This is a genomic window from Goekera deserti, assembly GCF_010685995.1.
Lineage (GTDB): Bacteria > Actinomycetota > Actinomycetes > Mycobacteriales > Geodermatophilaceae > Goekera > Goekera deserti.
In genome coordinates this window covers 16,056-37,695 of sequence record NZ_JAAGWK010000035.1, presented here as the reverse complement: position 1 = coordinate 37,695, position 21,640 = coordinate 16,056, and the positions used below count along the sequence as shown (strand labels likewise).

General features: G+C 75.4%; 17 protein-coding genes. 10 read left to right on the top strand and 7 right to left on the bottom strand.

The genetic code is table 11. The annotated features are described in order from the left end of the window. Positions 1-957 (bottom strand): NAD(P)/FAD-dependent oxidoreductase, encoded by a 957-nt coding sequence (locus G1H19_RS20895; protein WP_162393576.1) that lies wholly within the window; start codon positions 955-957, stop codon positions 1-3. Positions 958-1,031: 74 nt separating this feature from the next. Between G1H19_RS20895 and G1H19_RS24765 the strand changes: the two genes are divergently transcribed. After that, the gene (locus G1H19_RS24765) at positions 1,032-1,838 is read left to right on the top strand and encodes a TrmH family RNA methyltransferase (RefSeq protein ID WP_162393577.1); all 807 of its coding nucleotides are present in this window, start codon (positions 1,032-1,034) and stop codon (positions 1,836-1,838) included. 86 nt (positions 1,839-1,924) lie between these two features. Further along, positions 1,925-2,131: a hypothetical protein gene (locus G1H19_RS20885; RefSeq protein ID WP_152730815.1), complete on the top strand. Its 207-nt coding sequence runs from the start codon at positions 1,925-1,927 to the stop codon at positions 2,129-2,131. Positions 2,132-2,154: 23 nt separating this feature from the next. Here the strand turns inward: G1H19_RS20885 and G1H19_RS20880 are convergent, their stop codons facing one another. From G1H19_RS20880 to sepH, 4 genes are all read right to left on the bottom strand, one after another. Beyond that, the gene (locus G1H19_RS20880) at positions 2,155-2,628 is read right to left on the bottom strand and encodes a YflT domain-containing protein (protein WP_152730816.1); all 474 of its coding nucleotides are present in this window, start codon (positions 2,626-2,628) and stop codon (positions 2,155-2,157) included. A 208-nt stretch (positions 2,629-2,836) separates the two neighbouring features. Beyond that, a complete protein-coding gene (locus G1H19_RS20875) occupies positions 2,837-4,720 on the bottom strand; it encodes an ABC transporter ATP-binding protein (RefSeq protein ID WP_162393578.1) in 1,884 nt (627 codons plus the stop codon). Continuing rightward, the gene (locus G1H19_RS20870) at positions 4,717-6,528 is read right to left on the bottom strand and encodes an ABC transporter ATP-binding protein (RefSeq protein WP_152730817.1); all 1,812 of its coding nucleotides are present in this window, start codon (positions 6,526-6,528) and stop codon (positions 4,717-4,719) included. Before G1H19_RS20870 ends, G1H19_RS20875 begins: the two co-directional genes overlap by 4 nt. Before the next feature lie 109 nt (positions 6,529-6,637). Beyond that, positions 6,638-7,498 (bottom strand): septation protein SepH, encoded by an 861-nt coding sequence (gene sepH, locus G1H19_RS20865; RefSeq protein WP_162393579.1) that lies wholly within the window; start codon positions 7,496-7,498, stop codon positions 6,638-6,640. Between the two features lie 216 nt (positions 7,499-7,714). Between sepH and G1H19_RS20860 the strand changes: the two genes are divergently transcribed. From G1H19_RS20860 to G1H19_RS20850, 3 genes are all read left to right on the top strand, one after another. Beyond that, positions 7,715-9,559 (top strand): N-acetylglutaminylglutamine amidotransferase, encoded by a 1,845-nt coding sequence (locus G1H19_RS20860; RefSeq protein ID WP_235928399.1) that lies wholly within the window; start codon positions 7,715-7,717, stop codon positions 9,557-9,559. Positions 9,560-9,671: 112 nt separating this feature from the next. Further along, positions 9,672-11,552 carry a S9 family peptidase gene (locus G1H19_RS20855; protein WP_152730819.1) on the top strand — a complete coding sequence of 627 codons (1,881 nt, stop codon included), beginning with the start codon at positions 9,672-9,674 and terminating at the stop codon, positions 11,550-11,552. A gap of 19 nt (positions 11,553-11,571) precedes the next feature. Next, positions 11,572-13,059: a circularly permuted type 2 ATP-grasp protein gene (locus tag G1H19_RS20850; protein WP_152730820.1), complete on the top strand. Its 1,488-nt coding sequence runs from the start codon at positions 11,572-11,574 to the stop codon at positions 13,057-13,059. A 129-nt stretch (positions 13,060-13,188) separates the two neighbouring features. On the opposite strand, the gene serC is transcribed toward G1H19_RS20850, so the two are convergent. Together serC and G1H19_RS24955 are read right to left on the bottom strand one after the other, a co-directional pair. Then, positions 13,189-14,304, bottom strand: a complete 1,116-nt coding sequence (gene serC, locus G1H19_RS20845; RefSeq protein ID WP_152730821.1) for a phosphoserine transaminase — start codon at positions 14,302-14,304, stop codon at positions 13,189-13,191. Then, complete coding sequence (locus tag G1H19_RS24955; protein WP_459562363.1) at positions 14,301-15,545, bottom strand: citrate synthase 2; 1,245 nt, start codon at positions 15,543-15,545, stop codon at positions 14,301-14,303. The genes serC and G1H19_RS24955 overlap by 4 nt, the downstream gene beginning before the upstream one ends. A 176-nt stretch (positions 15,546-15,721) precedes the next feature. On the opposite strand from G1H19_RS24955, the gene pdxH reads away from it, so the two are divergent. From pdxH to G1H19_RS20815, 5 genes are all read left to right on the top strand, one after another. Next, on the top strand, positions 15,722-16,390 hold the full coding sequence (pdxH, locus tag G1H19_RS20835; protein WP_152730823.1) for a pyridoxamine 5'-phosphate oxidase: 669 nt from the start codon (positions 15,722-15,724) through the stop codon (positions 16,388-16,390). Between the two features lie 8 nt (positions 16,391-16,398). Further along, entirely contained in the window at positions 16,399-17,811 is a 1,413-nt protein-coding gene (locus G1H19_RS20830; RefSeq protein ID WP_152730824.1) for an MFS transporter, read from the top strand. 346 nt (positions 17,812-18,157) lie between these two features. Beyond that, a complete protein-coding gene (locus G1H19_RS20825; RefSeq protein WP_152730825.1) occupies positions 18,158-18,832 on the top strand; it encodes a hypothetical protein in 675 nt (224 codons plus the stop codon). Positions 18,833-18,872: 40 nt separating this feature from the next. Further along, a complete protein-coding gene (locus G1H19_RS20820) occupies positions 18,873-20,786 on the top strand; it encodes a histidine kinase (protein WP_152730826.1) in 1,914 nt (637 codons plus the stop codon). Further along, positions 20,783-21,427 carry a response regulator transcription factor gene (locus G1H19_RS20815; protein WP_235928401.1) on the top strand — a complete coding sequence of 215 codons (645 nt, stop codon included), beginning with the start codon at positions 20,783-20,785 and terminating at the stop codon, positions 21,425-21,427. Before G1H19_RS20820 ends, G1H19_RS20815 begins: the two co-directional genes overlap by 4 nt. Positions 21,428-21,640: the final 213 nt, after the last annotated feature.

Here is a 21,640-nt window from a genome sequence, read left to right as displayed (position 1 = left end):
TCAGCCCGCGGTCCGGGCGAGCTCGACGCCGAGCGCGTGCCCGGACGTCCACGCACCCTGCACCTTGGACGGGACCGACCAGCCGTCCCCGCAGATGCCGATGCCCTCGGCGAGGTGGAACGGCTGCTCCCGCGGGCTGCTGGGCTTCGCGAAGGTCCACCGGTGGGCGTGCGTCCACTCCGGCTCGGCGTCGATGCCGAGGCACTGCCGGACGGCGGCGACCACCTCGGCGACCGCGCCGTCGGGCTCGGCCAGGTGCTGCTCGGCGAAGGCCGGGGTGGTGTGCGCGACCAGCACCGGTGCGCCGTCGCCGCGCCGGTCGCCGTCGTCGGCGACCCAGTCGACGACGGGGGAGTCGTGCACGAAGGCCCCGTGCAGGTCGGCGGGCCACTGCCGGTCGGCGAACCCGAGCACGACGGCGATCGTCGCCTGCCAGCCGCGGGCGTCCAGCGCCTGGTCGGCGAGGCTGCCCCGCTCCAGCAGCCGGCGGGCCTGCGGGTCGGGCATGGCGAGCACGGCCGCGGCGCAGTCCTCGCCGTCGACCCGCGGCCCGGGGGCGACGTCGGACACGGTGCGCCGCTGGACGACGTCCAGCCCGCGCGCCAGGTCGACGACCAGCTCGCGCAGGCCACCGGAGGCGGCGTAGCGCATCGGCCCGCGCTTGACCTCGCCGATCCCGCCCGGACCGGCGACGGCGAAGGTGTCGGTCCACGGCCGGGCCAGCCCGCGCTGCACCCAGGCGGCCACGACGGCGGCGAACGGGGAGTCGTCGGTGGCGGTGAAGTAGGAGGCCCCGAGGTCGACCACCCGGCCGTGCAGGGTGCGGCCGCTCATCCGGCCGCCGGGGCGGTTGCCGCGGTCGAGCACCTGCACGGCCACCCCGGCCTCGGACAGGGCTCGGGCGCAGGCGATGCCGGAGATGCCGGCGCCGATGACGGTCGTGCTGGTTCTGGGCACCCCCTGATCCTCCGTGCCGCGTCGTGCGGGCGCCCGTCGGGGGTGGCGTCCGGGGCGGCGGGCATGATCGCGGGGTGCCTGCCGCCGTCCCGATCACCGACCCCGGCGACGAGCGGGTGGCCGACTTCCGCGACCTCAAGGCCGGTGACCGCCCCGCCGGCACCGAGCGCGGCACCGGGCCGGTGATCGTGGAGGGCGTGCCGGCCGTGCAGCGGCTGCTGGCCTCCCCCTACCCGGTGCGGGCGGTGGTGGGCATCCCGGGCCGGGTGTCGGCGCTGGACCTGCCGCCGGGGGTGCCCGCCTACGAGGCGGACAAGTGGGTGCTGTCGGAGCTGATCGGCTTCCGGCTGACCCGCGGGGTGGTCGCCTCGGCCGACCGGGTGCCCTTCCCGGACGTCGACACGCTGCTGCGCGGGCCCGACCCGGCGGCGCCCCGGCGGATCGCGGTGCTGGAGGGGCTCAACGACCACGAGAACATCGGCTCGATCGCCCGCTCGGCGGTGGCGCTGGGCATCGACGCGCTGCTGCTGGACCCGCAGTGCGCCGACCCGCTGTACCGGCGCTGCGTGCGGGTCTCGATGGGCCACGTGCTGTCACTGCCGATGGCCGTGCTCGGCTCCTGGCCCGGCGACCTGGAGCGGCTGCACGCCGCCGGGTACCGCACGGTCGCCCTCACCCCGGCCGACGACGCCGTCGACCTCGCCGACGTCGACCCGCGGGCGCACCCGCGGACCGCGGTGCTGCTGGGCGCGGAGGGCCCGGGGCTCACCCCGGCGGCCCAGCAGGCCGCGCAGGTGCGGGCACGGATCCCGATGCGGGGCGGGGTGGACTCCCTCGGCGTGGCCGCAGCCGCCGCGGTGACGTTCGCCCAGCTGCGCTGAGTCGCCCCGCGACAGACCCCGGCCAGGGTGACTCCCCTGGTGTGCACCTGCTGGTCAGCAGGGGCCGCAGGCCGTAGCGTCCGGCCATGATGTTCTGGATGCCGGTCGTGGTCCTGCTGGCGCTGGTGCTCGCCGCGGCGGCGTGGCACGACCGGCGGACGCGGGCCCGGGGGCAGGTGCTGGCCACCGACATGGGGGCCCGGGTGGCCCGTAAGCCCAGTCATGGGCACGCCGACGCGCACCGAGGCGCCGACAGCCTGAACCCGAACACCGGTCGCGGCATGGGCCTCTGACCGCTCCCTGAGCAGGGCGTCGCTCAGTCGCGCAGCGACAGGCGGGCGAGCAGGTTCCGGGCGGCCTCGGCGTGCGCCGGGGCGCACATCACGTCGTAGCGGGCGGCCACCACCGAGTTGGTGCTGGTGAAGTCGCGCTTGCCGCCGGTCGCCGCGTAGCCGGCGAAGCCGTACAGGGCGCCGAACACCAGACCGATCAGCAGGCCGGAGAGCAGCGAGCCCACCCACGCGGCACCGTCGGTGGAGAAGATGCCGAGCAGCAGCCCGACGAAGATCCCGAACCAGGCACCGCTCAGCGCGCCCGCCGCGACGGCGCGCCCGCGGGTCAGCCGGCCGGTGACCTTCTCCACCATCCGCAGGTCGCTGCCGATGATCGTGACGTGCTCGACGGGGAACTGCTCGTCGGACAGGAAGTCCACGGCCCGCTGCGCGCGGGGGTAGTCGTCGTAGGAACCCACCTGGACGCCCCCGAGGGGCATCGACACCGAAGCGGTCATCACACGTCTCCATCTCGTCCTGCGCCGGCCGGCCGGCCGGTCCTCGGGCCGGGGCTGGGCCGCTGCCCGCCTCGTCCTGCCTGGTCAACGCACCGGCAGGTGAGCGGTGTTCCCAGAAGGTCCCCTCCCACGAGCCCTTCGCAGGCTCAGGCCACGACCGGAGGGGGCCGCACGACTGCGTCGCGTGGCCAGGCCGACCGCGAGTTGCCTACACGAGGCTGTCGGCCCAGGCGCGGTGCAGATCGGCGAACCGGCCGCGGCCGGCGACGAGGTCGGCGGGGGCACCGTCCTCCACCAGCCGCCCGGCCTCCATGACCAGCACCCGGTCGGCCACCTCCACGGTGGACAGCCGGTGGGCGATGATCACCGCGGTGCGGTCGGCGAGCAGCGTCTGCAGGGCCGCCTGCACCAGCCGCTCGCTGGGCACGTCGAGGGAGCTGGTGGCCTCGTCCAGCACCAGCACGGCCGGGTCGGCGAGGAACGCCCGCGCGAAGCTGACCAGCTGCCGCTGGCCCGCCGACAGCCGGCCGCCCCGCTTGCGCACGTCGGTGTCGTAGCCCTCGGGCAGGGCGGTGATGAACCCGTGCGCACCGATCGCGGTCGCCGCGGCCTCGATCTCGGCCCGGGTCGCCTCCGGCCGGCCGAAGGAGATGTTGTCCGCGATCGACCCGGAGAACAGGTAGCTCTCCTGGGTCACCATCACCACCGCGCGGCGGAGCTCGGCGTCGGTGACCCGGTCCAACGGCACGCCGTCGAGCCGCACCTGCCCGCCGTCCGGGTCGTAGAAGCGGGCGATGAGGCGGGCCAGCGTGGACTTCCCGGCGCCGGTCGCACCCACCAGGGCCACCGTCTGGCCGGCCGGCACCACCAGGTCGAACTCGGGCAGCACCGTGGTCTCGCCGTACCCGAAGCGCACCCGGTCGAAGGTCAGCTCACCGCGCGCGTGCGGCAGCGGCAGCGGGTCGACCGGCTCGGGCACCGTGGATGCCTCCTCCAGCACCCCGGACAGCTTCTCCAGCGCCGCGTTCGCCGACTGGTAGCTGTTGTAGAACATCGCGATGTCCTGCAGCGGGTCGAAGAACCGGCGCAGGTAGAGCAGGAACGACACCAGCACGCCGACGGCGAGGTCGCCGTCCATGACCCGCAGCGCCCCGTAGCCGAGCACGGCGACGGTGACCAGGTTGGCGATCATCGTGACCGCCGGGATGAAGACGGCGATCAGCCAGAACGCCTGGTCGTGGGACTGCCGGTTCTCCTCGTTGAGCGCGGCGTGCAGAGCGTCGTTGCGCGGCTCGCGGCGGAAGGCCTGCACCGCACGGATCCCGCCGAAGGTCTCGGTGAACTGCACGATCAGCGCCGCGACGGTCTCCCGGGTGCGCCGGTAGGCGATCGTGGAGTTGCGCTGAAACCAGCGGGCCAGCCAGTACAGCGCCGGGAACCCCAGCAGGGCGACCAGCCCGAGCGGCAGGTCGAGCACCAGCAGCACCAGGCCGATGCCGACGATGCTGAACAGCGCCGTGAGCAGGCCGTTGAGACCCTCGTCCAGCAGCTCGGCCAGTGCCTCGACGTCGCTGGTGAGCCGGCTGATCGTCTTGCCCGACGTGTAGCGCTCGTGGAAGGCCAGCGGCAGCGACTGCACGTGCCGCAGCACCCGTCGGCGCAGCGTGAGCAGCACCTCCTGGCCGACCTGCCCGCTGCCGATCAGGAAGCGGTAGCGCAGCGCGGCGTCCAGGCAGGCGGCGGCGACCATGGCCAGCGTCGTCCAGACCAGTGGCCCGGCGTCGCCGTCGAGCAGCGCGGGCACCGCGACGTCGATGCCGACGCCGATCAGCAGCGGCCCGGCCAGCCAGGCCAGGTTCTGCACCAGGATGGTGGCGAACAGGACCCACAGCGCGCGCCGGTGCGGGCCCAGCAGCTCCCTCAGCAGCCGCCGGGAGCGCCCGCGCAGGAACACCCCGGCGGACGCCGACAGGTCCTCGGCGCCCTCGGTGGCCACCCCGCGCCAGTCGGCCGCCTCGTCGGGCACCGGCGTCGTGGCCCCGGTCGCCGGGGTGTCGGGGCCGGGTGGGACGCCGGGCCGGTCGGCGGTCACCGGCTGCCCAGCTCGCTCAGCACGGGCTGCTGGCCGCCGGGGCCCAGCTCGGCGTCGGAGGACAGCAGCTGCCGGTAGGCGGGCACCTCGGCCAGCAGGTCGCTGTGCCGGCCGACGGCGGTGATCCGGCCGTCCTGCAGCAGGGCGACCCGGTCGGCCAGCAGCACCGTGGACGCGCGGTGCGCCACCACCAGGGCGGTGGTCTCGGCCAGCACCTCGCGCAGCGCCCGCTCCACCAGGGCCTCGGTGTGCACGTCGAGTGCCGACAGCGGGTCGTCCAGCACCAGCACCGAGGGCCGGCCGAGCACCGCGCGGGCCAGCGCGAGCCGCTGCCGCTGCCCACCGGACAGCGACAGGCCCTGCTCGCCGATCCGGGTGTCCAGGCCCCAGGGCAGGTCGTGCACGAAGCCGGCCTGGGCCACTCGCAGTGCCTCGGCCACCGACTCCTCTCCTGCGTCGGGCCGGCCCAGCGTGAGGTTCTCCCGCACGCTCATCGAGAACAGCGTGGCGTCCTCGAAGGCGGTGGCCACCACGGTGCGCAGCTGCGCCAGCGGCAGGTCACGCACGTCGTGCCCGTCCAGGGTGACCCGGCCGGAGGTGACGTCGTAGAGCCGGCCGACCAGCGAGGTCAGCGTGGTCTTGCCCGAGCCGGTGGCGCCGACCAGCGCCACGGTCTCCCCGGGCCGGACGTCGAGGTCGACGTGCCGCAGCACCGGGTCGGCCGAGCCCGGGAACCGGAACCCGACGCCCTCGAAGCGCAGCCGGGCCGGCGTGCCCACCGGCCTCGGCTCGACGCCGGGGGCGTCGGTGACGGTCATCGGCGCGGCGAGCAGCTCCCCGATCCGGTCGCACGCGCTGGCCGCCTCCTGCGCCTGGGCCAGCAGGAAGCCCAGCGACAGGATCGGCCACAGCAGCACGGTGAACAGCGCGACGAACCCGACCAGCCCGCCCACGGTGAGCGCACCGCTGCCCACCGCCAGCGACCCGCCGACCAGGATGACGGCGAGGGTGACCTGCGGGTGGAACTCGAACAGGCACCAGATCTTGGTCAGCGTGCGCACCTTGGACAGCTGCAGCGCCTGCAGTCGCAGCGCCTTGCGGTCGTAGCGGGCGAACACCAGCTCGCTGCGGCCCAGGCTCTTCACCACCCGGATGCCCTGCACGGCCTCCTCGACGTCGGTGGTCAGCTCGCCCTGCTCGTCCTGCACCAGGCGGGACTCGGTGTTGTAGTCCTTCTCCCAGCGCAGGCCGAACACCGTGAGCGGCAGCGTGGTCACCAGGACGGCGACGCCCAGCGGCCAGTAGGTGAGCAGCAGCAGGACCGCGACCACCGAGCAGGTGACCAGGTTGACCACGAGGAAGACGGCGCCGAAGCCGATGAACCGGCGGATGGTGGACACGTCGGTGGTGGCGCGGGAGAGCAGCTGCCCGGAGGCCCAGTGGTCGTGGAAGGACACCGGCAGGCGCTGCAGGCGCTGGTAGAGCACGTCGCGCAGGTCGCGCTCCATCTGCAGGCTGCCCTTGGTCATCGCCCACCGGCGCAGGAAGAACAGCGCGGCCTCGGCCACCCCGAAGGCGAAGGCGAGCCCCAGCAGCGGCACCAGCCCGGCCCTGTCACCCCGGGCGATCGGGCCGTCGACCACCGCCCGGGTGACCAGCGGGACGGCGAGCTGGGCCAGCGAGGCCAGCAGCGCGCCGAGGAAGGTGAGCGCCACCAGCCCGCGGTAGGGGCGGGCGAAGGGCAGCAGCAGGCGCAGCGCGCCCAGCCGGCCACGCTCGTGGACGGGGGAGGGTGTGGTGTCCGACATGGCCCGGCCAGGCTATGTGCCGGTAGTGACACCCGCGAACGACTTACGGCCCGGCTGCAGGGTCCCGCGGCGCGCGGAGCGTGTCGTGCGGGGGCAGTCGGGTCCTTCCTCAGCGGCGCCGGCGGACCCCGAAGACGATGTCCTCCCAGGCCGGGATGGTGGCCCGCGGGTCCGAGGGCTCCTCCGGCGCGAGGTCCTCCAGCCGGCCCAGCACGACGGTGTCGTGCGCGTCCGGGTCCTCCTCCTGCTCGGGGGTGGGCGTCCCCGGGGCGGGGGAGGGCTCGGTGGCGACGTCCTCCCGCGGGGGCGGGGCCGGGCCGCGCAGCACGCTGACCGGCCGGGACGGCGCACCGGTCGGCACGTCGGGGACGACGCGCACCAGCCGGGTGCCCTCGGCGAAGTCGGTGGTGGCGGCGTCGGCGGGGGTGGCGGTGCGGGCCGGCAGGTCGAAGGCCCAGACCGTGGTGCCGGCCTTGTGCTCCGAGCGCCAGCCGACCGAGACCAGCCAGGTGCCGTCCTCGCCGCGGTGGGCGTCCCAGCTGACCTCGTCGACGTCGCCGCCCAGCAGCCGCAGCCGCTCGGCGACGAACTGCTGCAGCGGGGTGCCGGTGGTGCCCTCGCTGAGCCGCACCCGCGCGTCGCGTGCCTGCTCGGCCACCCGGGCGCGCTCCAGCAGCACGGGGTGGGCGAAGCGCAGGATCCGCTCCACCTTGGTGCCCGAGGCCTCGGCGACCTGCTCGGGGCTCTCCCCGGCCCGGATGCGCGACTGGATGACCCGGGGGGACAGCGCCGTCCCCAGGTCGAGCTCGATCTGGCCGAGCCGGTGGGCGTCGCCGCGGGCGGCGGCGCGCACGCGGTCGTCGATCACGACCTCGAACCGCTCACCGGGATCGCTGCCGTCGGTGCCGTCGGCGGCCAGGACCATCCGCGTGCCGTCGTCGGAGAGCGCCAGGAGACGCAGGGTGCGCACGGTCGCGACCTCCTCGGCGGTGACAGACCACGGTCCGCGCCGGGAGCGCGGACCGTGCCCGAGGTTAGTGGCGCCGGTGGACGGGCACTGCGCCGACACGCCCGCCCCGGCGCGTCGCCTGGACAGCGGCCGACAAAGCGCTCGCACTCGGTGTGCGAGCGGTGGCTCAGGGTCTGGGAGCATGGCCCGTCACCTCCCGGAAACGTCCCGAGGGCAGTGTGGGGGTGGCTGTCGGCGCCCGACCGGGCCCGGCTGGACGACCGGGAGGGGGCCGACGTGTGCGGCATCTCAGGTGAACTCCGGTTCGACGGCGGCGTGGCCGACGCCGCCGCCGTCGCCGCCATGTGCACCACGCTGTCCCGCCGCGGACCCGACGGCAGCGGGGGCTGGCAGTCCGGCCCGGTCGCGCTGGGACACCGCAGGCTCAAGATCATCGACCTGACCGACGCGGGCGCGCAGCCGATGGTCGACAGCGAGCTGGGCCTGACGCTGGTGTTCAACGGGATCGTCTACAACTACCGCGAGCTGCGCGAGCAGCTGCAGGCCGCCGGCTATCGCTTCTTCTCCACCTCCGACACCGAGGTCGTGCTCAAGGCCTACCACCGGTGGGGTGCGGCCTGCGTCGAGCGGCTGATGGGCATGTTCGCCTTCGCCGTCGTCGAGCGGGACACCGGCCGGGTGGTGCTGGGCCGGGACCGGCTGGGCATCAAGCCGCTGTACGTCAGCCGCGGGCCGGGCCGGGTGCGGTTCGCCTCCAGCCTGCCCGCACTGGTCGCCGCCGGCGGGGTGGACACCAGCATCGACCCGGTCGCGCTGCACCACTACATGAGCTTCCACGCCGTCGTCCCGGCGCCGCGCACGATCCTGGCCGGGGTGGGCAAGCTGCCGCCGGCGACGGTGCGCACCTACGAGCCCGACGGCAGCGAGAGCGACTGGGTGTACTGGGCGCCGGTGCACGAGCGCCGCGCCGACCTGGCCGCCCTGGACCCGCGGGAGTGGCAGGAGCTGGTGCTCGAGCAGCTGCGCACCGCCGTCCGGCGCCGGATGGTGGCTGACGTGCCGGTCGGGGTGCTGCTGTCCGGCGGGCTGGACTCCAGCCTGATCGTGGGCCTGCTCGCCGAGGAGGGCCAGCGCGACCTGGCCACCTTCTCCATCGGCTTCGAGGCGGTCGGCGGCCGGTCGGGTGACGAGTTCGCCTACTCCGACGTGATCGCCGAGACCTTCTCCACCGACCACCACCGGTTGATGGTGCCCAGCGCCGACGTGCACGCCGGGCTGGAGGGCGCGATCGCGGCGATGAGCGAGCCGATGGTCAGCCACGACTGCGTGGCCTTCTACCTGCTCGCCCGGCAGGTCGCCCAGCACGTGAAGGTGGTGCAGAGCGGGCAGGGTGCCGACGAGGTGCTGGCCGGCTACGACTGGTACCCGCCGCTGGACGGCGTCCCGGTCGAGCGCGCCGTGGACGCCTACACGAGCGTGTTCGTCGACCGGCCGCACGCCGAGCTCGCGCGCGTGCTCGGCGACCGGTGGATGCTCACCGAGGACGTCAGCCGCGCCTTCGTCGCCGAGCACTTCGCCCGGCCCGGGGCCGACACCACGCTGGACCGCGCGCTGCGGCTGGACTCGACGATCATGCTGGTCGACGACCCGGTCAAGCGGGTGGACAACATGACGATGGCCGCCGGCCTCGAGGCGCGGGTGCCGTTCCTGGACCACGAGTTCGTCGAGCTCGTGGCCGCCGTCCCGCCGGAGCTGAAGCTGGCCTCCGGGGGCAAGGGCGTGCTCAAGGACGCCGCCCGTGCGGTCATCCCGGCGCACGTGATCGACCGGCCCAAGGGCTACTTCCCGGTGCCGGCGATCATCCACCTGGAGGGGCAGTACCTGGACTCGGTCCGCTCGGCGCTGCACGCCCCGGAGGCCAAGGAACGCGGCCTGTTCCGGACCGAGTACGTCGAGCGGCTGCTCGCCGAGCCCAACAGCCACCGCACCACCCTGGGCTCCAACCAGCTGTGGCAGGTGGGGCTGCTGGAGTCGTGGTTGCAGCAGCACGGCATCCGCTGAGGGCGTGAGCCGATACACGCCTGTGCCGGGGGAGGCGGGCGTGCCGCCGGCTGCTGCACCGGCGCCGGACGCCGCACGCCCCGCCGTCCGCGCCCGACCACAGGGAGGTGGCATGACGCCTTACCAGACCGACCACGCCGACATGAGCGGACTGCCCACCGAGGTGCGGCTCGCCCTGGCCGAGATCGCCGCCGCCGCCGGGGCCTGGTGCCCGGCGCTGTCGCCCGACGGCACCCGGGTGGCCTACGTCAGCGACCGCTCCGGCATCCCCCGGCTGGAGGTGGCGACGCTGGAGCAGGAGACGCACCCGGCCGTCGTCTCCGGCCCCGGGGAGGAGGTCGTCTCCGTCGCCTGGTCACCCGACGGCCGGCAGCTCGCCTACCTGGTCAGCCCGTACGGGTCGATCTGCGCCGAGCTGCACGTCGTCGCCCCGGACGGCAGCGACCGCCGGCGGGTGGCCGGTGGCGACCCCCGGGCCACCGTCTTCGCCGGCACCTGGACCTCCCGGCCCGGCCACTACGCGTGCACCGTCGCCGACGGCGTGGGCCCGGACGCCGACATCGTGCTGGTCGACACAGCCACCGGCGCGCAGACGGTGCTGGCCACCGGCGGTTTCCTGGCGCTGACCGCGGTCTCGGCCGACGAGCGCCGGGTGCTGGCCCGGCGCGGCCCGCGCGGGCAGCGCCGCGTCGTGCTGATCGACGTCGCCACCGGTGAGCAGCAGCCGGTCGTGCCGCTGGGCGCGCCCGGCGGAGCGGCGTCCGAGGACGGCCGGTTCGGCGTGGACGGCCGCTCGGTGTACCTGCGCGCGGCCCTGCCGGGCCTGCCCGGCGCCGACCGCACCGCCCTGCTCCGGGTGCCGCTGGACGACGACGGCGTGCCCGGTCCCGCCGAGGTCGTCGTCCGCCGCGGTGGTGCGGACCTGGACGGCTACGCGGTGCGCGCCGACGGCACGGCGCTGTGCGTCTGGAACGCCGACAGCATCACCGAGCTGCAGGTCGTCGATCTGTGCGACGGCAGCGTGCTGCACGACGTCGAGCTGCCGCTGCCGGTCATGCCCGGCTGGTCGCTGGCCGGCGACGGCCGGTCGCTGCTGGCCGAGCTCACCGGGCCGGGGGACCCGCGCGGGCTGTGGCGGGTCGACCTGCCGACCGCGATCGCGGCCGACCCGCCGGAGGCCGCGACGCTGCTGCCCTCGGCGCCCCGCCGGCCCAACCCCGACCTGCTCGTGCAGCCGGCCCGGCACCGCTACCTCGCCGCCGACGGCCTGGAGCTGGACGGCTGGCTCTACACCCCGCCCGGCGTGCACGGTGCCAACCGCACCGTGGTCAGCTTCCACGGTGGCCCCGAGGGGCAGGAGCGCCCGGTCTACTCCCCGGTCGCGCAGGGCCTGGTGGCCATGGGGCTGACCGTCTTCGCCCCGAACATCCGGGGCTCCGGTGGCCGCGGCGGCGCCTTCATGGCCGCCGACGACGGCCCCGCGCGGGAGGCGAGCTTCGCCGACGTCGTGGCCACCGTCGAGCACCTGGTGGACGCCGGCATCGCGCTGCCCGGGCGGGTGGGTGCGCACGGCTGGTCCTACGGGGGGTACCTGACCCTGGTCGCGCTCACCCGCTGGCCCGACCTGTTCGCCGCCGGCGTGTCCCTGGCCGGGATGAGCGACCTGCGCACGTTCTTCGCCGGCACGGAGCCCTGGATGGCCGCGGCGTCGGTCACCGAGTACGGGCACCCGGTGCACGAGCGGCACATGCTGGCCGGGATCTCGCCGATGACGGCGCTGGAGGAGCTGCGCTCGCCGGTGCTGCTCGCACACGGCAACCGGGACAGCAACGTGCCCGTGGCCGAGTCGGTGCAGGCGTACCAGGGGTTGTCCGCGGTCGGTGCGCCGTGTGAACTGCTCCTGCTGCCCGGGGAAGGGCACACCATCGTCGGGCGGGAGAACCTGGTGCTGCTCACCGAGCGGGTCGCCGAGTGGTTCGACCGCTGGCTGTGAACCAGAGGAGGAACACGCCATGACCGACGCACTCAGCGTCTTCGCCGGGTATGCCGGGTCGGCCGTCGACGAGGCGGTGGACGGCGGGGGACGTCTGCTCCCCGGGTACGGCGAGGTCGGCCCGGTGCTCGACGGCCTGGGCCCGGAGCGCCTGGCGGCTGCTGCCGCGGAGGTCGATCGGCAACGGGTCGCCCGGGGCGTGGTCTTCGGCTCCTTCACCGACGGCACCTTCGAGGAGACCACCTTCCCGATGTGCCCGGTGCCGCGGGTGGTCCCGGCGGCCGACTGGGCGCACCTGTCCGCCGGGGTCGAGCAGCGCACGCGCGCGCTCAACGCCTTCCTGGCCGACGTGTACCGGCCCGCCGGCCGCCGGCGCAGCGACGTGGAGAAGCAGCCGGAGGTCGTGCGCGCCGGCGTGCTCCCGGAGTGGGTGGTGGCCGACAGCCCCGGCTGGCGGCCCGGCGCGGTCTCGTTCGCGGCCGCCGGGCAGCAGCGGGTCACCGTGGCCGGCCTGGACCTGCTGCGCGGGCCCGGCGGCCGGTGGGTGGTGCTGGAGGACAACCTGCGGGTGCCCTCGGGCATCGGCTACGCGATGGCCAACCGGCAGAGCAGCCGCGCGGCCCTGCCGCAGCTGTTCGCCGAGGGCCGGGGCGCGGCGCTGACCGACCCGGCCGGTGCCGCGGTCGTGCTGCACGAGGCGCTCACCGAGGCCGCCCCCGCCGGGTGCGCGGGCAGCCCGCAGGTGGCCCTGCTGACCGACGGCGCGATGAACACCGCCTGGTTCGAGCACCGCCTGCTGGCCGAGGCGATGGGCGTCCCGATCGCCACCCCGGACGTGCTCTGGCCCACCCCCGACGGCGGGGTGGCGGTGGAGGTCGACGGCGAGCGGGTGCCGGTCGACGTCTTCTACCGGCGCTTCGACGACGACGACCTCGCCGCGCACGTGACGCCCAGCGGCATGCTCCTGGACACGCTGCTGCGCGAGGCGGTGCGGGCCGGCCGGCTGGCGGTGGCGAACGTGCCCGGCAACGGCGTCGCGGACGACAAGGCCACCTACTGCTACGTGCCGGAGATGATCCGTTTCTACCTGGGCGAGGAGCCGGTGCTGGCCACCGTGCCCACCTGGGTGCTGGCCGACGACGACGACCTGGCCGCCGTCGTCGACCGGCTGCACGAGCTGGTGGTCAAGCCGGTCGACGGGTACGGCGGGCAGGGCGTGGTCTTCGGGTCCACCTGCAGCGCCGCGCAGCTGGCGCAGCTGCGCGCCGACGTGCTGCGCGCGCCGCACCGCTTCGTGGCCCAGGAGCCGGTCGACTTCTCCACCGCCCCCACCTGCGTCGACGGCGAGCTGGTGCCCCGGCACGTCGACCTGCGGGTCTTCGCCGTCGCCGGCGCCACCACGCGGGTGCTGCCCGCCCCGCTCACCCGGGTCGCCCTCGCCCGCGGCTCGATGGTGGTCAACAGCTCCCGCGGCGGCGGCAGCAAGGACACCTGGCTGATCGGCTGACCCGCGCCGACGTCGCGTCGCTGTACGGTGATCAGCTGAGCTGATCACCGTACGGCCTGGCTCACCAACGTTGGTGAGCTCGGCCGGACGTTGATCAGCTCAGCTGATCAACGCTGGGGGCGGCGCGGGTCAGAGCTTGCCGACGACGTGGTCGATGCAGGCGGTCAGGGCGCTGACGTCGTCGGGGTCGACGGCGGGGAACATGCCGATCCGCAGCTGGTTGCGGCCCAGCTTGCGGTAGGGCTCGGTGTCCACGACGCCGTGCGCGCGCAGCGTCGCGGCGATCACCGTGGCGTCGACCGACTCGTCGAAGTCGATGGTGCCCACGACCAGCGAGCGGTGGGCCGGGTCGGTGACGAACGGCGTCGCGAACGACGACGCCTCCGCCCACGAGTACAGCCGGCTGGAGCTGTCGGTCGTGCGGGCGACGCAGCCGTCGAGCCCGCCGAGGCCGTCGAGCCACTCGACCTGGTCGGCGAGCAGGAACAGCGTGGCGACCGACGGCGTGTTGTAGGTCTGGTCCTTCGAGGAGTTGTCCACCGCGGTCGACAGGTCCAGGAAGCCCGGGATCCACCGGCCGCCGGCCTTGATCTCGGCCACCCGCTCCAGCGCGGCGGGGCTCATCAGCGCCAGCCACAGCCCGCCGTCGGAGGCGAACCCCTTCTGTGGGGCGAAGTAGTAGACGTCGGTCTCCCGGACGTCGACCGGCAGCCCGCCGGCGCCGCTGGTCGCGTCGATCAGCACCAGCGACCCGTCGTCCGCGCCGGTGGGGCGGGCGATCGGGGCCATGACACCGGTGGAGGTCTCGTTGTGCGCCCAGGCGTAGGCGTCGACACCGGCGACGGCCTCGGGCAGCGCCAGCGAGCCCGGGTCGGCCTTCGTGACCACCGGGTCGGCCAGGAACGGTGCCTCGGCGACGGCGCCGGCGAACTTGGCCGAGAACTCGCCGTAGGTGCCGTGGGCGCTGCGCTCGCGGACCAGCCCGATCGTGGCCGCGTCCCAGAAGGCCGTGGACCCGCCGTTGCCCAGCACGACCTGGTACCCGTCGGGCAGGTCGAACAGCCGGCCGAGGCCCTCGCGGACCCGCCGGACCAGGTGCTTCACCGGCGCCTGCCGGTGCGAGGTGCCCATCACGTCGGCCCCGGAGGCGGCCAGCGCGGCCAGCGCCTCGGGACGCACCTTGGAGGGCCCGCACCCGAACCGGCCGTCGGCGGGCAGGAGCTCGGTGGGGATCGTGATGCTCATCCAGGGTGCCTCTCGGGGTGTGCGGGTGGTGCCGGGGTGGGTGACCGGACGTGCCGACGGCCCGGCCCCGCGGTGCGCGGGACCGGGCCGCCTGTCGCCTCCTGCGGGGCAGGAGGTCCTCCTACTGGCCGATCTCCTGGACCGCGACGGTGTCCCAGCCCTCGACGTCCTCGGGCTTGCGGGGGTCGGGGCCGACGTAGCGGGCCGACGGGCGCACGAGGCGGCCGGTCTGCTTCTGCTCCAGGATGTGCGCACACCAGCCGGCGGTGCGGGCACAGGTGAACATCGAGGTGAACATGTGGCTGGGCACCTCGGCGAAGTCCAGCACGATCGCGGCCCAGAACTCGACGTTGGTCTCGACGGGGCGGTCCGGACGCCGCTCCCGCAGCTCCTTCAGCGCGGCGTTCTCCAGGGCCAGGGCGGCCTCGAAGCGGGGGGGCGCCCAGCTCCTCGGCGGCGCGGCGGAGCACGCGGGCGCGGGGGTCCTCGGCGCGATAGACCCGGTGGCCGAAGCCCATCAACCGCTCCTTGCGGTCGAGCAGGTCCTTGACGTACGCCACCGCGTCGCCGGACTTCTCCACCTCGTCGAGCATGTGCAGCACCCGGGACGGCGCGCCACCGTGCAGCGGGCCGGACATCGCACCGATGGCACCGGACAGCGAGGCGGCGACGTCGGCGCCGGTGGAGGCGATGACGCGGGCGGTGAAGGTGGAGGCGTTCATGCCGTGCTCGGCGGCGGACGTCCAGTAGGCGTCGACGGCGGCGACGTGGCGGGGGTCGGGCTCGCCGCGCCAGCGCACCATGAAGCGCTCCACGATCGTGGAGGCCTCGTCGACCCGCTTCTGCGGCACGGCCGGGACGCCGATGCCGCGAGCGGACTGCGCGACGTAGGACAGCGCCATGACGGCGGCCCGGGCGAGCTCGTCGCGGGCCTCCTCGTCGGTGATGTCCAGCAGCGGGCGGTAGCCCCAGATCGGGGTGAGCATCGCCAGCGCGGCCTGCACGTCGACGCGCACGTCGCCGGTGTGCACCGGGATCGGGAACGGCTCGGCCGGCGGCAGGCCGGAGCCGAACTTGCCGTCGACCAGCAGGCCGAAGACGTTGCCGAAGGTCACCTTGCCGACGAGGTCCTCGATGTCGACACCGCGGTACCGCAGGGCGCCGCCGTCCTTGTCGGGCTCGGCGATGGTGGTCTCGAAGGCGATGACGCCCTCGAGCCCGGGTACGAAGTCGTCAGCCATCTGTCCGGTGCTCCCTCTGCGCGCTGGTCACGTGCGGGCGACGGCGTCGGCGCACGGCTGCGACCCAACTTAGGGGCACGGGGGCCGCGGGACACAGTCGGCCCCGTCGCCCCACGGGTCCTGTGCGACGTCGGTCACAGTCCGTGCGCGGGCCGGGTGGGCAGCGCGGTGACAGCATGGCGGTCGTGCCCGACCTGAGCAGCATGCGCAAGGACTACGACGGCAGCGGCGACGTGGGCGCCTTCGGTGACGACGTGCTCGCCGCCTCCTGGCTGGAGCAGTTCGACCGCTGGTTCGCCGACGCCGTCGCCGCGGAGGTCCCGGAGCCGAACGCCGTCGTCCTGGCCACCGCCGACGCCGACGGCGCCCCCGACGCCCGGGTGGTGCTGGTGAAGGGGTACGACGCCGACGGCTTCGTGTTCGCGACCAGCTACGCCTCGACCAAGGGCGCGCAGCTCGCGGTCAACCCGCGCGCGGCCCTGGTCTTCCCGTGGCACGCCCTGCAGCGCTCGGTCCGGGTGACCGGCACCGTGGAGCGGGTCGGCCCCACCGCCTCCGACGCGCTGTGGGACCCCCGCCCCCGCGGGGCCCAGCTGGCCGCCGTCGCCTCGGTGCAGTCGACCGTCGTGGAGTCGCGCGCGGAGCTGGTGGAGCGGATGCGGCGCCTGGACGAGCAGACCGCCGGGCAGCCGGTGCCCCGGCCCGACGTCTGGGGCGGGTACCGGGTGCTGCCGCAGCGGGTCGAGTTCTGGCAGGGCGGGCACGACCGGCTGCACGACCGCATCGTCTTCGCCCGCGACGACGAGGAGGGTGGCGTCTGGGGCGTGCAGCGCCTGGCCCCATGAAGGACCCCATGGAGGACCGCACGAAGGACCCCGTCGCCCCCCACGACTCGCAGGCTCGCCGCGGGCCCCTGCGACGGGGCCGTTCCAGCACGTCACCCGCGCCGGTCGACGCGGTCGAGGGCTCTGCCCGGGCCGAGCAGCCGCAGCCGGCTTCCTCGCGCGCCCGCGGGCTGGCCATCGACACCGCGCCGCTGCGCATCCCCGCCTTCCGCCGGCTGTTCGGCGGGGTCGCGGTGACCATGCTCGGGCAGCAGATGACGCTGGTCGCCGTCCCGTACCAGGTGTACGAGCTGACCGGCTCCTCGCTGATGGTCGGCGTCACCTCGGTGGTGGCGCTGGTGCCGCTGATCGTCTTCGGGCTGCTGGGCGGGGCGATCGCCGACGCGATGGACCGCCGCCGGCTGATGCTGGTCACCTCGGTGGGCGCGGCGGTGACCTCCGCGCTGCTGGCGGTCCAGGCCGCGCTGCCCGGCGACGGCCACCTGGCCGTGCTGTGGGTGCTCACCGCGCTGGTGTCGGCGTTCGCTGCGGTCAACCAGCCCGCCCGCAGCGCGGTGATCCCGGCCCTGGTGCCGGTTGACCAGGTGCCGGCGGCCAATGCGCTGGCCATGACCATCCGGCAGATCGGGGTGATCGCCGGGCCGCTGCTGGCCGGGCTGCTCATCGGTCTCGGCGACCTCTTCCTTGCCTACGCGGTGGACGCGGCGGGCTTCGCCGTCGCCGTCCTGCTGCTGCGCGGGCTGCCGGCTCTCCCCCCGGTCGGGGTGATCGCCGAGCGGCTGCGGCTGGGTGCCGCGGTGCGTGGCGTGGGTGAGGGGTTCGCGTTCCTGCGCACCCAGCCGGTGCTGCTGATGACCTTCGTCGTCGACGTGATCGCGATGCTGTTCGCCTGGCCGCAGGCGGTGTTCCCGGAGCTCTCCACCGGGCTGTTCGCCGGGGACGCCAACAGCCTGGGCTGGCTGTTCGCCGGGGTCTCGATCGGCTCGCTGGTCATGGGGCTGACGTCGGGCTGGGTGAGCCGGGTCGACCGGCAGGGCGCGGTGGTGCTGGTGGCCATCGCGGTCTGGGGCGTGGCGATCATCGGCTTCGGGTTCGCCTCCACCCTCTGGCTGGCCGTGCTGTGCCTGGCCGTCGCCGGCGCCGCGGACATGGTCAGCGCGGTGCTGCGCTCCTCGATGCTGCAGCTGGCGGCGCCGGACGAGATGCGCGGCCGGATGCAGGGCGTGTTCCTCGTGGTGGTCGCCGGCGGCCCGCGGCTGGGGGACCTGCGCGCCGGTGCGGTGGCGGCCGGGTTCGGCGTGACCGCGGCGATGGTCTCCGGTGGCGTGCTGATCATCGTGGCGATGCTGCTGATCGCCGTCCTGGTGCCGTCGTTCTGGCTGTTCCGCGCCTCCCACACCGAGACGTCCGCCGGTCGCTGACCCGACCCAGCGTTGCCCCACCGCCGGCCAGATCGCCCCGCCGTCTGGCCGACGGCGGGACAACGCTGCCAGACGGGGGTGAGCAGCGGCCCGGGTGCGGCCAGGAAGGCCGCACGAGTGGCGCTGCCGCGCCCGCCGCGCCGCCCGCGAACCGGTTGATCATCGGCAGGTGGCGGCACGACACGCCGGCGGAGGGCCGGTCGCGCGACCACGTGCCGATGATCGACCACGCGGAACCGCGTCCCGGTCAGGTCGGGACCCTGCTCCCGGGTGTGCGGGACGGCTCCCGCCCGACGCTCGTGCCACGCCGGCAGGAACAGCCTGCCGCAGCACGAGAGGCACCACCGTGACCACGCTCGCCAGCCCCACCCGCACCGCCCCCGCCCCGGCCGCACTGCCCGGACGGCGCCTGGCCGTCGTCGGCCTCGCCGTCGGCGCCGCACTCAACACCACCGAGGCCGTGCTCGCGCAGTTCCTGCCCGAGCGGCCCGACTCGATCGCCGAGGAGCTCCGGCTGGTCGCCGAGCACTCCACGCTCTACGGCGCCCGCGCGGTGATCGGCACGCTCGCCGTCCCGTTCATGCTCGTCGGCTTCCTGGCCGCCGCCCGGCTGCTCGCCGCCCGGGCCCGGCGCACCGGCTGGACGGCGGGGTCGCTGCTGGCCGTCGGCATGTGGGGCTTCGCCGGGGTGCACGTGCTGGCACTGCTCTCCCTGCCGCTCGCCACCGGGGGCGTGCCGGGGGCCGCTGCGGTCGCCGAGGAGCTGCAGTCCTCGGCTCCGCTGGGCGCGCTCACCTACCTGCCGTTCCTGGCCGGCACCGTGCTCGGGATGCTGGTGCTCTGCGTGGGCCTGCTGCGCACCGGCGCCGTCGCCCGCTGGATCCCCGCGACCTGGCTGGTGTTCCTGGCGCTGGACTTCACGATCGGCGCCGTCGGCCCGGTCGACCCGCACTGGCTCTTCCTGGCCGGCGCGCTCGGCCTGGCCCGGGAGATCGCCCGCGGCACCGCGCCGCGCGCCTGATCCGGCACTCCGGCGTCCCGCGCACCTAGGTTCACCAGCCATGCGCTCCCGCCCGTCCAGCAGCCGGGCCGCCGTCCCGGTGGCCCGGCTGCTGGCCGCCGTCGCCTGCCTGGCGACGGCGGTCGCGCTGGTCCTGCCACTGCTGACCGGCGGCGACTGGCTCCGGCAGCTGTTCGACACCCCGGAGCCGGTGCTCGCGCCGTCGTTCGGCCTGGTGGGTGCCCTGCTCGTCGGGGTGCCGGCCGCACGCCGGCTGGGCTGGCTGCTGCTGGCCGTGGGGCTCTCCGCGGCGGCGTACGTGCTGGCCACCTCCTGGTCGACGGCGACCGGCGGCGCGACCGCGGCGGACTGGCTGCGCTCGTGGGCCTGGGTGCCGGCCTTCCTGCTGGTCACCACCGTGCTGCCCCAGGTGCTTCCGTTCGGCGTCCCGCTGCCCGGCCGCTGGCGGCTGCCCTGGGCTGCGGCGCTGGCGCTCACGCTCGTGACGACGGCCGGCCTGGCCCTGCCCGGCGGACCCCGGACGCCGTTCGCGGTGCCCGGCTTCGCCCCGGTGCTCGCCGTGGGCGTGCTCACCGCGCTGGTCTCGCTGGGCGTGCGGGTGCGCCGCGGCGGGCCGGACGAGCGACGCCAGCTCGGCTGGGCCGGCTACGGCGTGGCGATCGCCGTCGCCACCACGTTCCTCGCGCCGTGGTGGGGTGTGGCGCTCGGCGTGCTCGCCGTCCCGGCCGGGCTGGCGGTCGCCGCGCTGCGCTACCGGCTCTACGCGATCGACGCCCTGGTGGCCCGCACGCTGGCCGGCGCGGTGCTGTTCGGGCTCACCGCGCTGGTGTACGCCGCGGTCGCCGGCTGGGCCGGGGCGCTGCTGGGCGCCCGCAGCGGCGCGGCCCCGTTCGTGGCCGCCTTCGCCGTCGCGCTGGCGTTCCAGCCGGCCCGCACGCAGGTGGAGCGCGGCGTCGAGCGGCTGCTGTACGGCGGCCGGCGGGACCCGTACGCGCTGCTCACCCGGCTCGACGAGGCGCTGCGGTCGGCCGGCACACCGCGGGAGGCGCTGCGCGAGGGGGCCGCCGTCGTCGCCGGTGGCCTCGGGCTGGCCGGCGTCGCCGTCGAGGCCGGGCCGCCGGGCGCCGTCCGCACCCGGGAGCAGGCCGGCGAGGTCGACGACGACGCCGAGCGCATCCCGCTGGTGCTGCACGGCGAGCCGGTCGGCACGCTGCTGGTCGCCGGGCGGCGCCGGCACCCGGCCGACGTGCGGCTGGTGCACGACCTGGCCGGCCGGCTCGCGGCCGCCGCCTACGCCGAGCGCGCCGCCGCCGAGCTGCGCGACTCCCGGGAACGGCTGCTGGAGGCCCGGGAGGAGGAGCGCCGCCGGCTGCGCCGCGACCTGCACGACGGGCTGGGCCCGCAGCTGTCGGCGGTGGTGATGACCCTGGACACGGCGGCCTCGGCGCTGCGCCGGGGCGACGGTGAGCGCGCCGGGGTGCTGGTGACGGCGGCCAGCACGCACGCCGCCGACGCGGTGGTCGACGTCCGCCGGCTGGTGCACGGGCTGCGCCCGCCGGCGCTGGACGACCTCGGCCTGGTCGGCGCGCTGCGCGCCGGGGTGCCGGTGGGCGCCGAGGGCGGCCCGCGGGTGGTGGTCGAGGGGGTCGGCGACCTGGACGACCTGCCGGCCGCCGTGGAGGTGGCCGCCTTCCGCATCGCGCAGGAGGCGGTGCACAACGCGGTCCGGCACGCCCGGGCGGGGCAGGTGCTGGTGCGGGTGGCCGGGAGGGACGACGACGTGGAGGTCGACGTGGTGGACGACGGGGTGGGGCTGCCCGAGCAGCGGACCGCCGGGGTGGGCCTGGCCTCCATGCGGGAGCGGGCCGCGGAGCTCGGCGGGCACTGCGAGGTCACCGACGGCTCGCCCGGCACCCGGGTGCGGGCCGTGCTGCCCCGGCAGCGCCGGTCGTGACCGCCGTGCGCGCGGTGGTCGCCGACGACCACCCGGTGTTCCGCGCGGGCCTGCGGGTGCTGCTGGAGGACCTCGGCGTCGACGTCGTGGCCGAGGCCGGCGACGGCGAGGAGGCGGTCGCCGCGGTGCTGCGCGAGCGACCCGACGTGGTGTTCATGGACCTGCAGATGCCGCGGCTGGGCGGCATCGAGGCCACCCGCCGGCTGGTCGCCGAGGACCCCGACGTGCGGGTCCTGGTGCTCACCATGGTCGCCGACGACGACGCTCTGTTCGCCGCCGTGCAGGCCGGGGCGCTGGGCTACGTGCTCAAGGGCGCCGGTCAGGCCGAGATCGGCCGGGCACTGGCCGCGGTCGCCGCGGGGGAGGCGGTCTACGACGCCCAGGTGGCCCGCCGGCTGCGCGCGTTCTTCACCGCCGGCGCCGGGGTGGTCGCCCGGCCGTTCCCCGAGCTGACCGACCGGGAGCGCGAGGTGCTCGACCTGATGGCCGCCGGCCTGCCCAACGCCACCATCGCCCGGCGGCTGTTCGTGTCGGAGAAGACGGTGCGCAACAACGTCACCGCCGTGTTCGCCAAGCTCGGCGTGCGCGACCGCGCCGAGGCCGTCGTCCGCGCGCGGGAGGCCGGTCTGGGCCGCAGCTGACCAGCCGCGGTCGAGCTCACGGCCGGCGCGCGCGTCCGCTCAGGTCCGCGACGGGGGCGTCACCGGCGGGGCCGGGGACTCGTCGGAGGGCGCCTGGCCCACCGCGGGAGCCCCGGCCACCGGTCGTGGTGGATCCCGCTCCGTCGCGCGCAGGCACAGCCGGCCACACCGCCTGACCGCGGCCGGGCAGTGGCCCGGGCGCGGCCGGGAGCC

Bases quoted from the DNA above. Each gene is read 5' to 3' on its own strand.
- G1H19_RS20885 (WP_152730815.1), top strand. From the start codon at position 1,925: ATGATGTTCTGGATGCCGGTCGTGGTCCTGCTGGCGCTGGTGCTCGCC.
- G1H19_RS20880 (WP_152730816.1), bottom strand. From the start codon at position 2,628: ATGACCGCTTCGGTGTCGATGCCCCTCGGGGGCGTCCAGGTGGGTTCC.
- G1H19_RS20870 (WP_152730817.1), bottom strand. From the start codon at position 6,528: ATGTCGGACACCACACCCTCCCCCGTCCACGAGCGTGGCCGGCTGGGC.
- G1H19_RS20855 (WP_152730819.1), top strand. From the start codon at position 9,672: ATGACGCCTTACCAGACCGACCACGCCGACATGAGCGGACTGCCCACC.
- G1H19_RS20850 (WP_152730820.1), top strand. From the start codon at position 11,572: ATGACCGACGCACTCAGCGTCTTCGCCGGGTATGCCGGGTCGGCCGTC.
- serC (WP_152730821.1), bottom strand. From the start codon at position 14,304: ATGAGCATCACGATCCCCACCGAGCTCCTGCCCGCCGACGGCCGGTTC.
- G1H19_RS24955 (WP_459562363.1), bottom strand. From the start codon at position 15,545: ATGGCTGACGACTTCGTACCCGGGCTCGAGGGCGTCATCGCCTTCGAG.
- pdxH (WP_152730823.1), top strand. From the start codon at position 15,722: ATGGCGGTCGTGCCCGACCTGAGCAGCATGCGCAAGGACTACGACGGC.
- G1H19_RS20830 (WP_152730824.1), top strand. From the start codon at position 16,399: ATGGAGGACCGCACGAAGGACCCCGTCGCCCCCCACGACTCGCAGGCT.
- G1H19_RS20820 (WP_152730826.1), top strand. From the start codon at position 18,873: ATGCGCTCCCGCCCGTCCAGCAGCCGGGCCGCCGTCCCGGTGGCCCGG.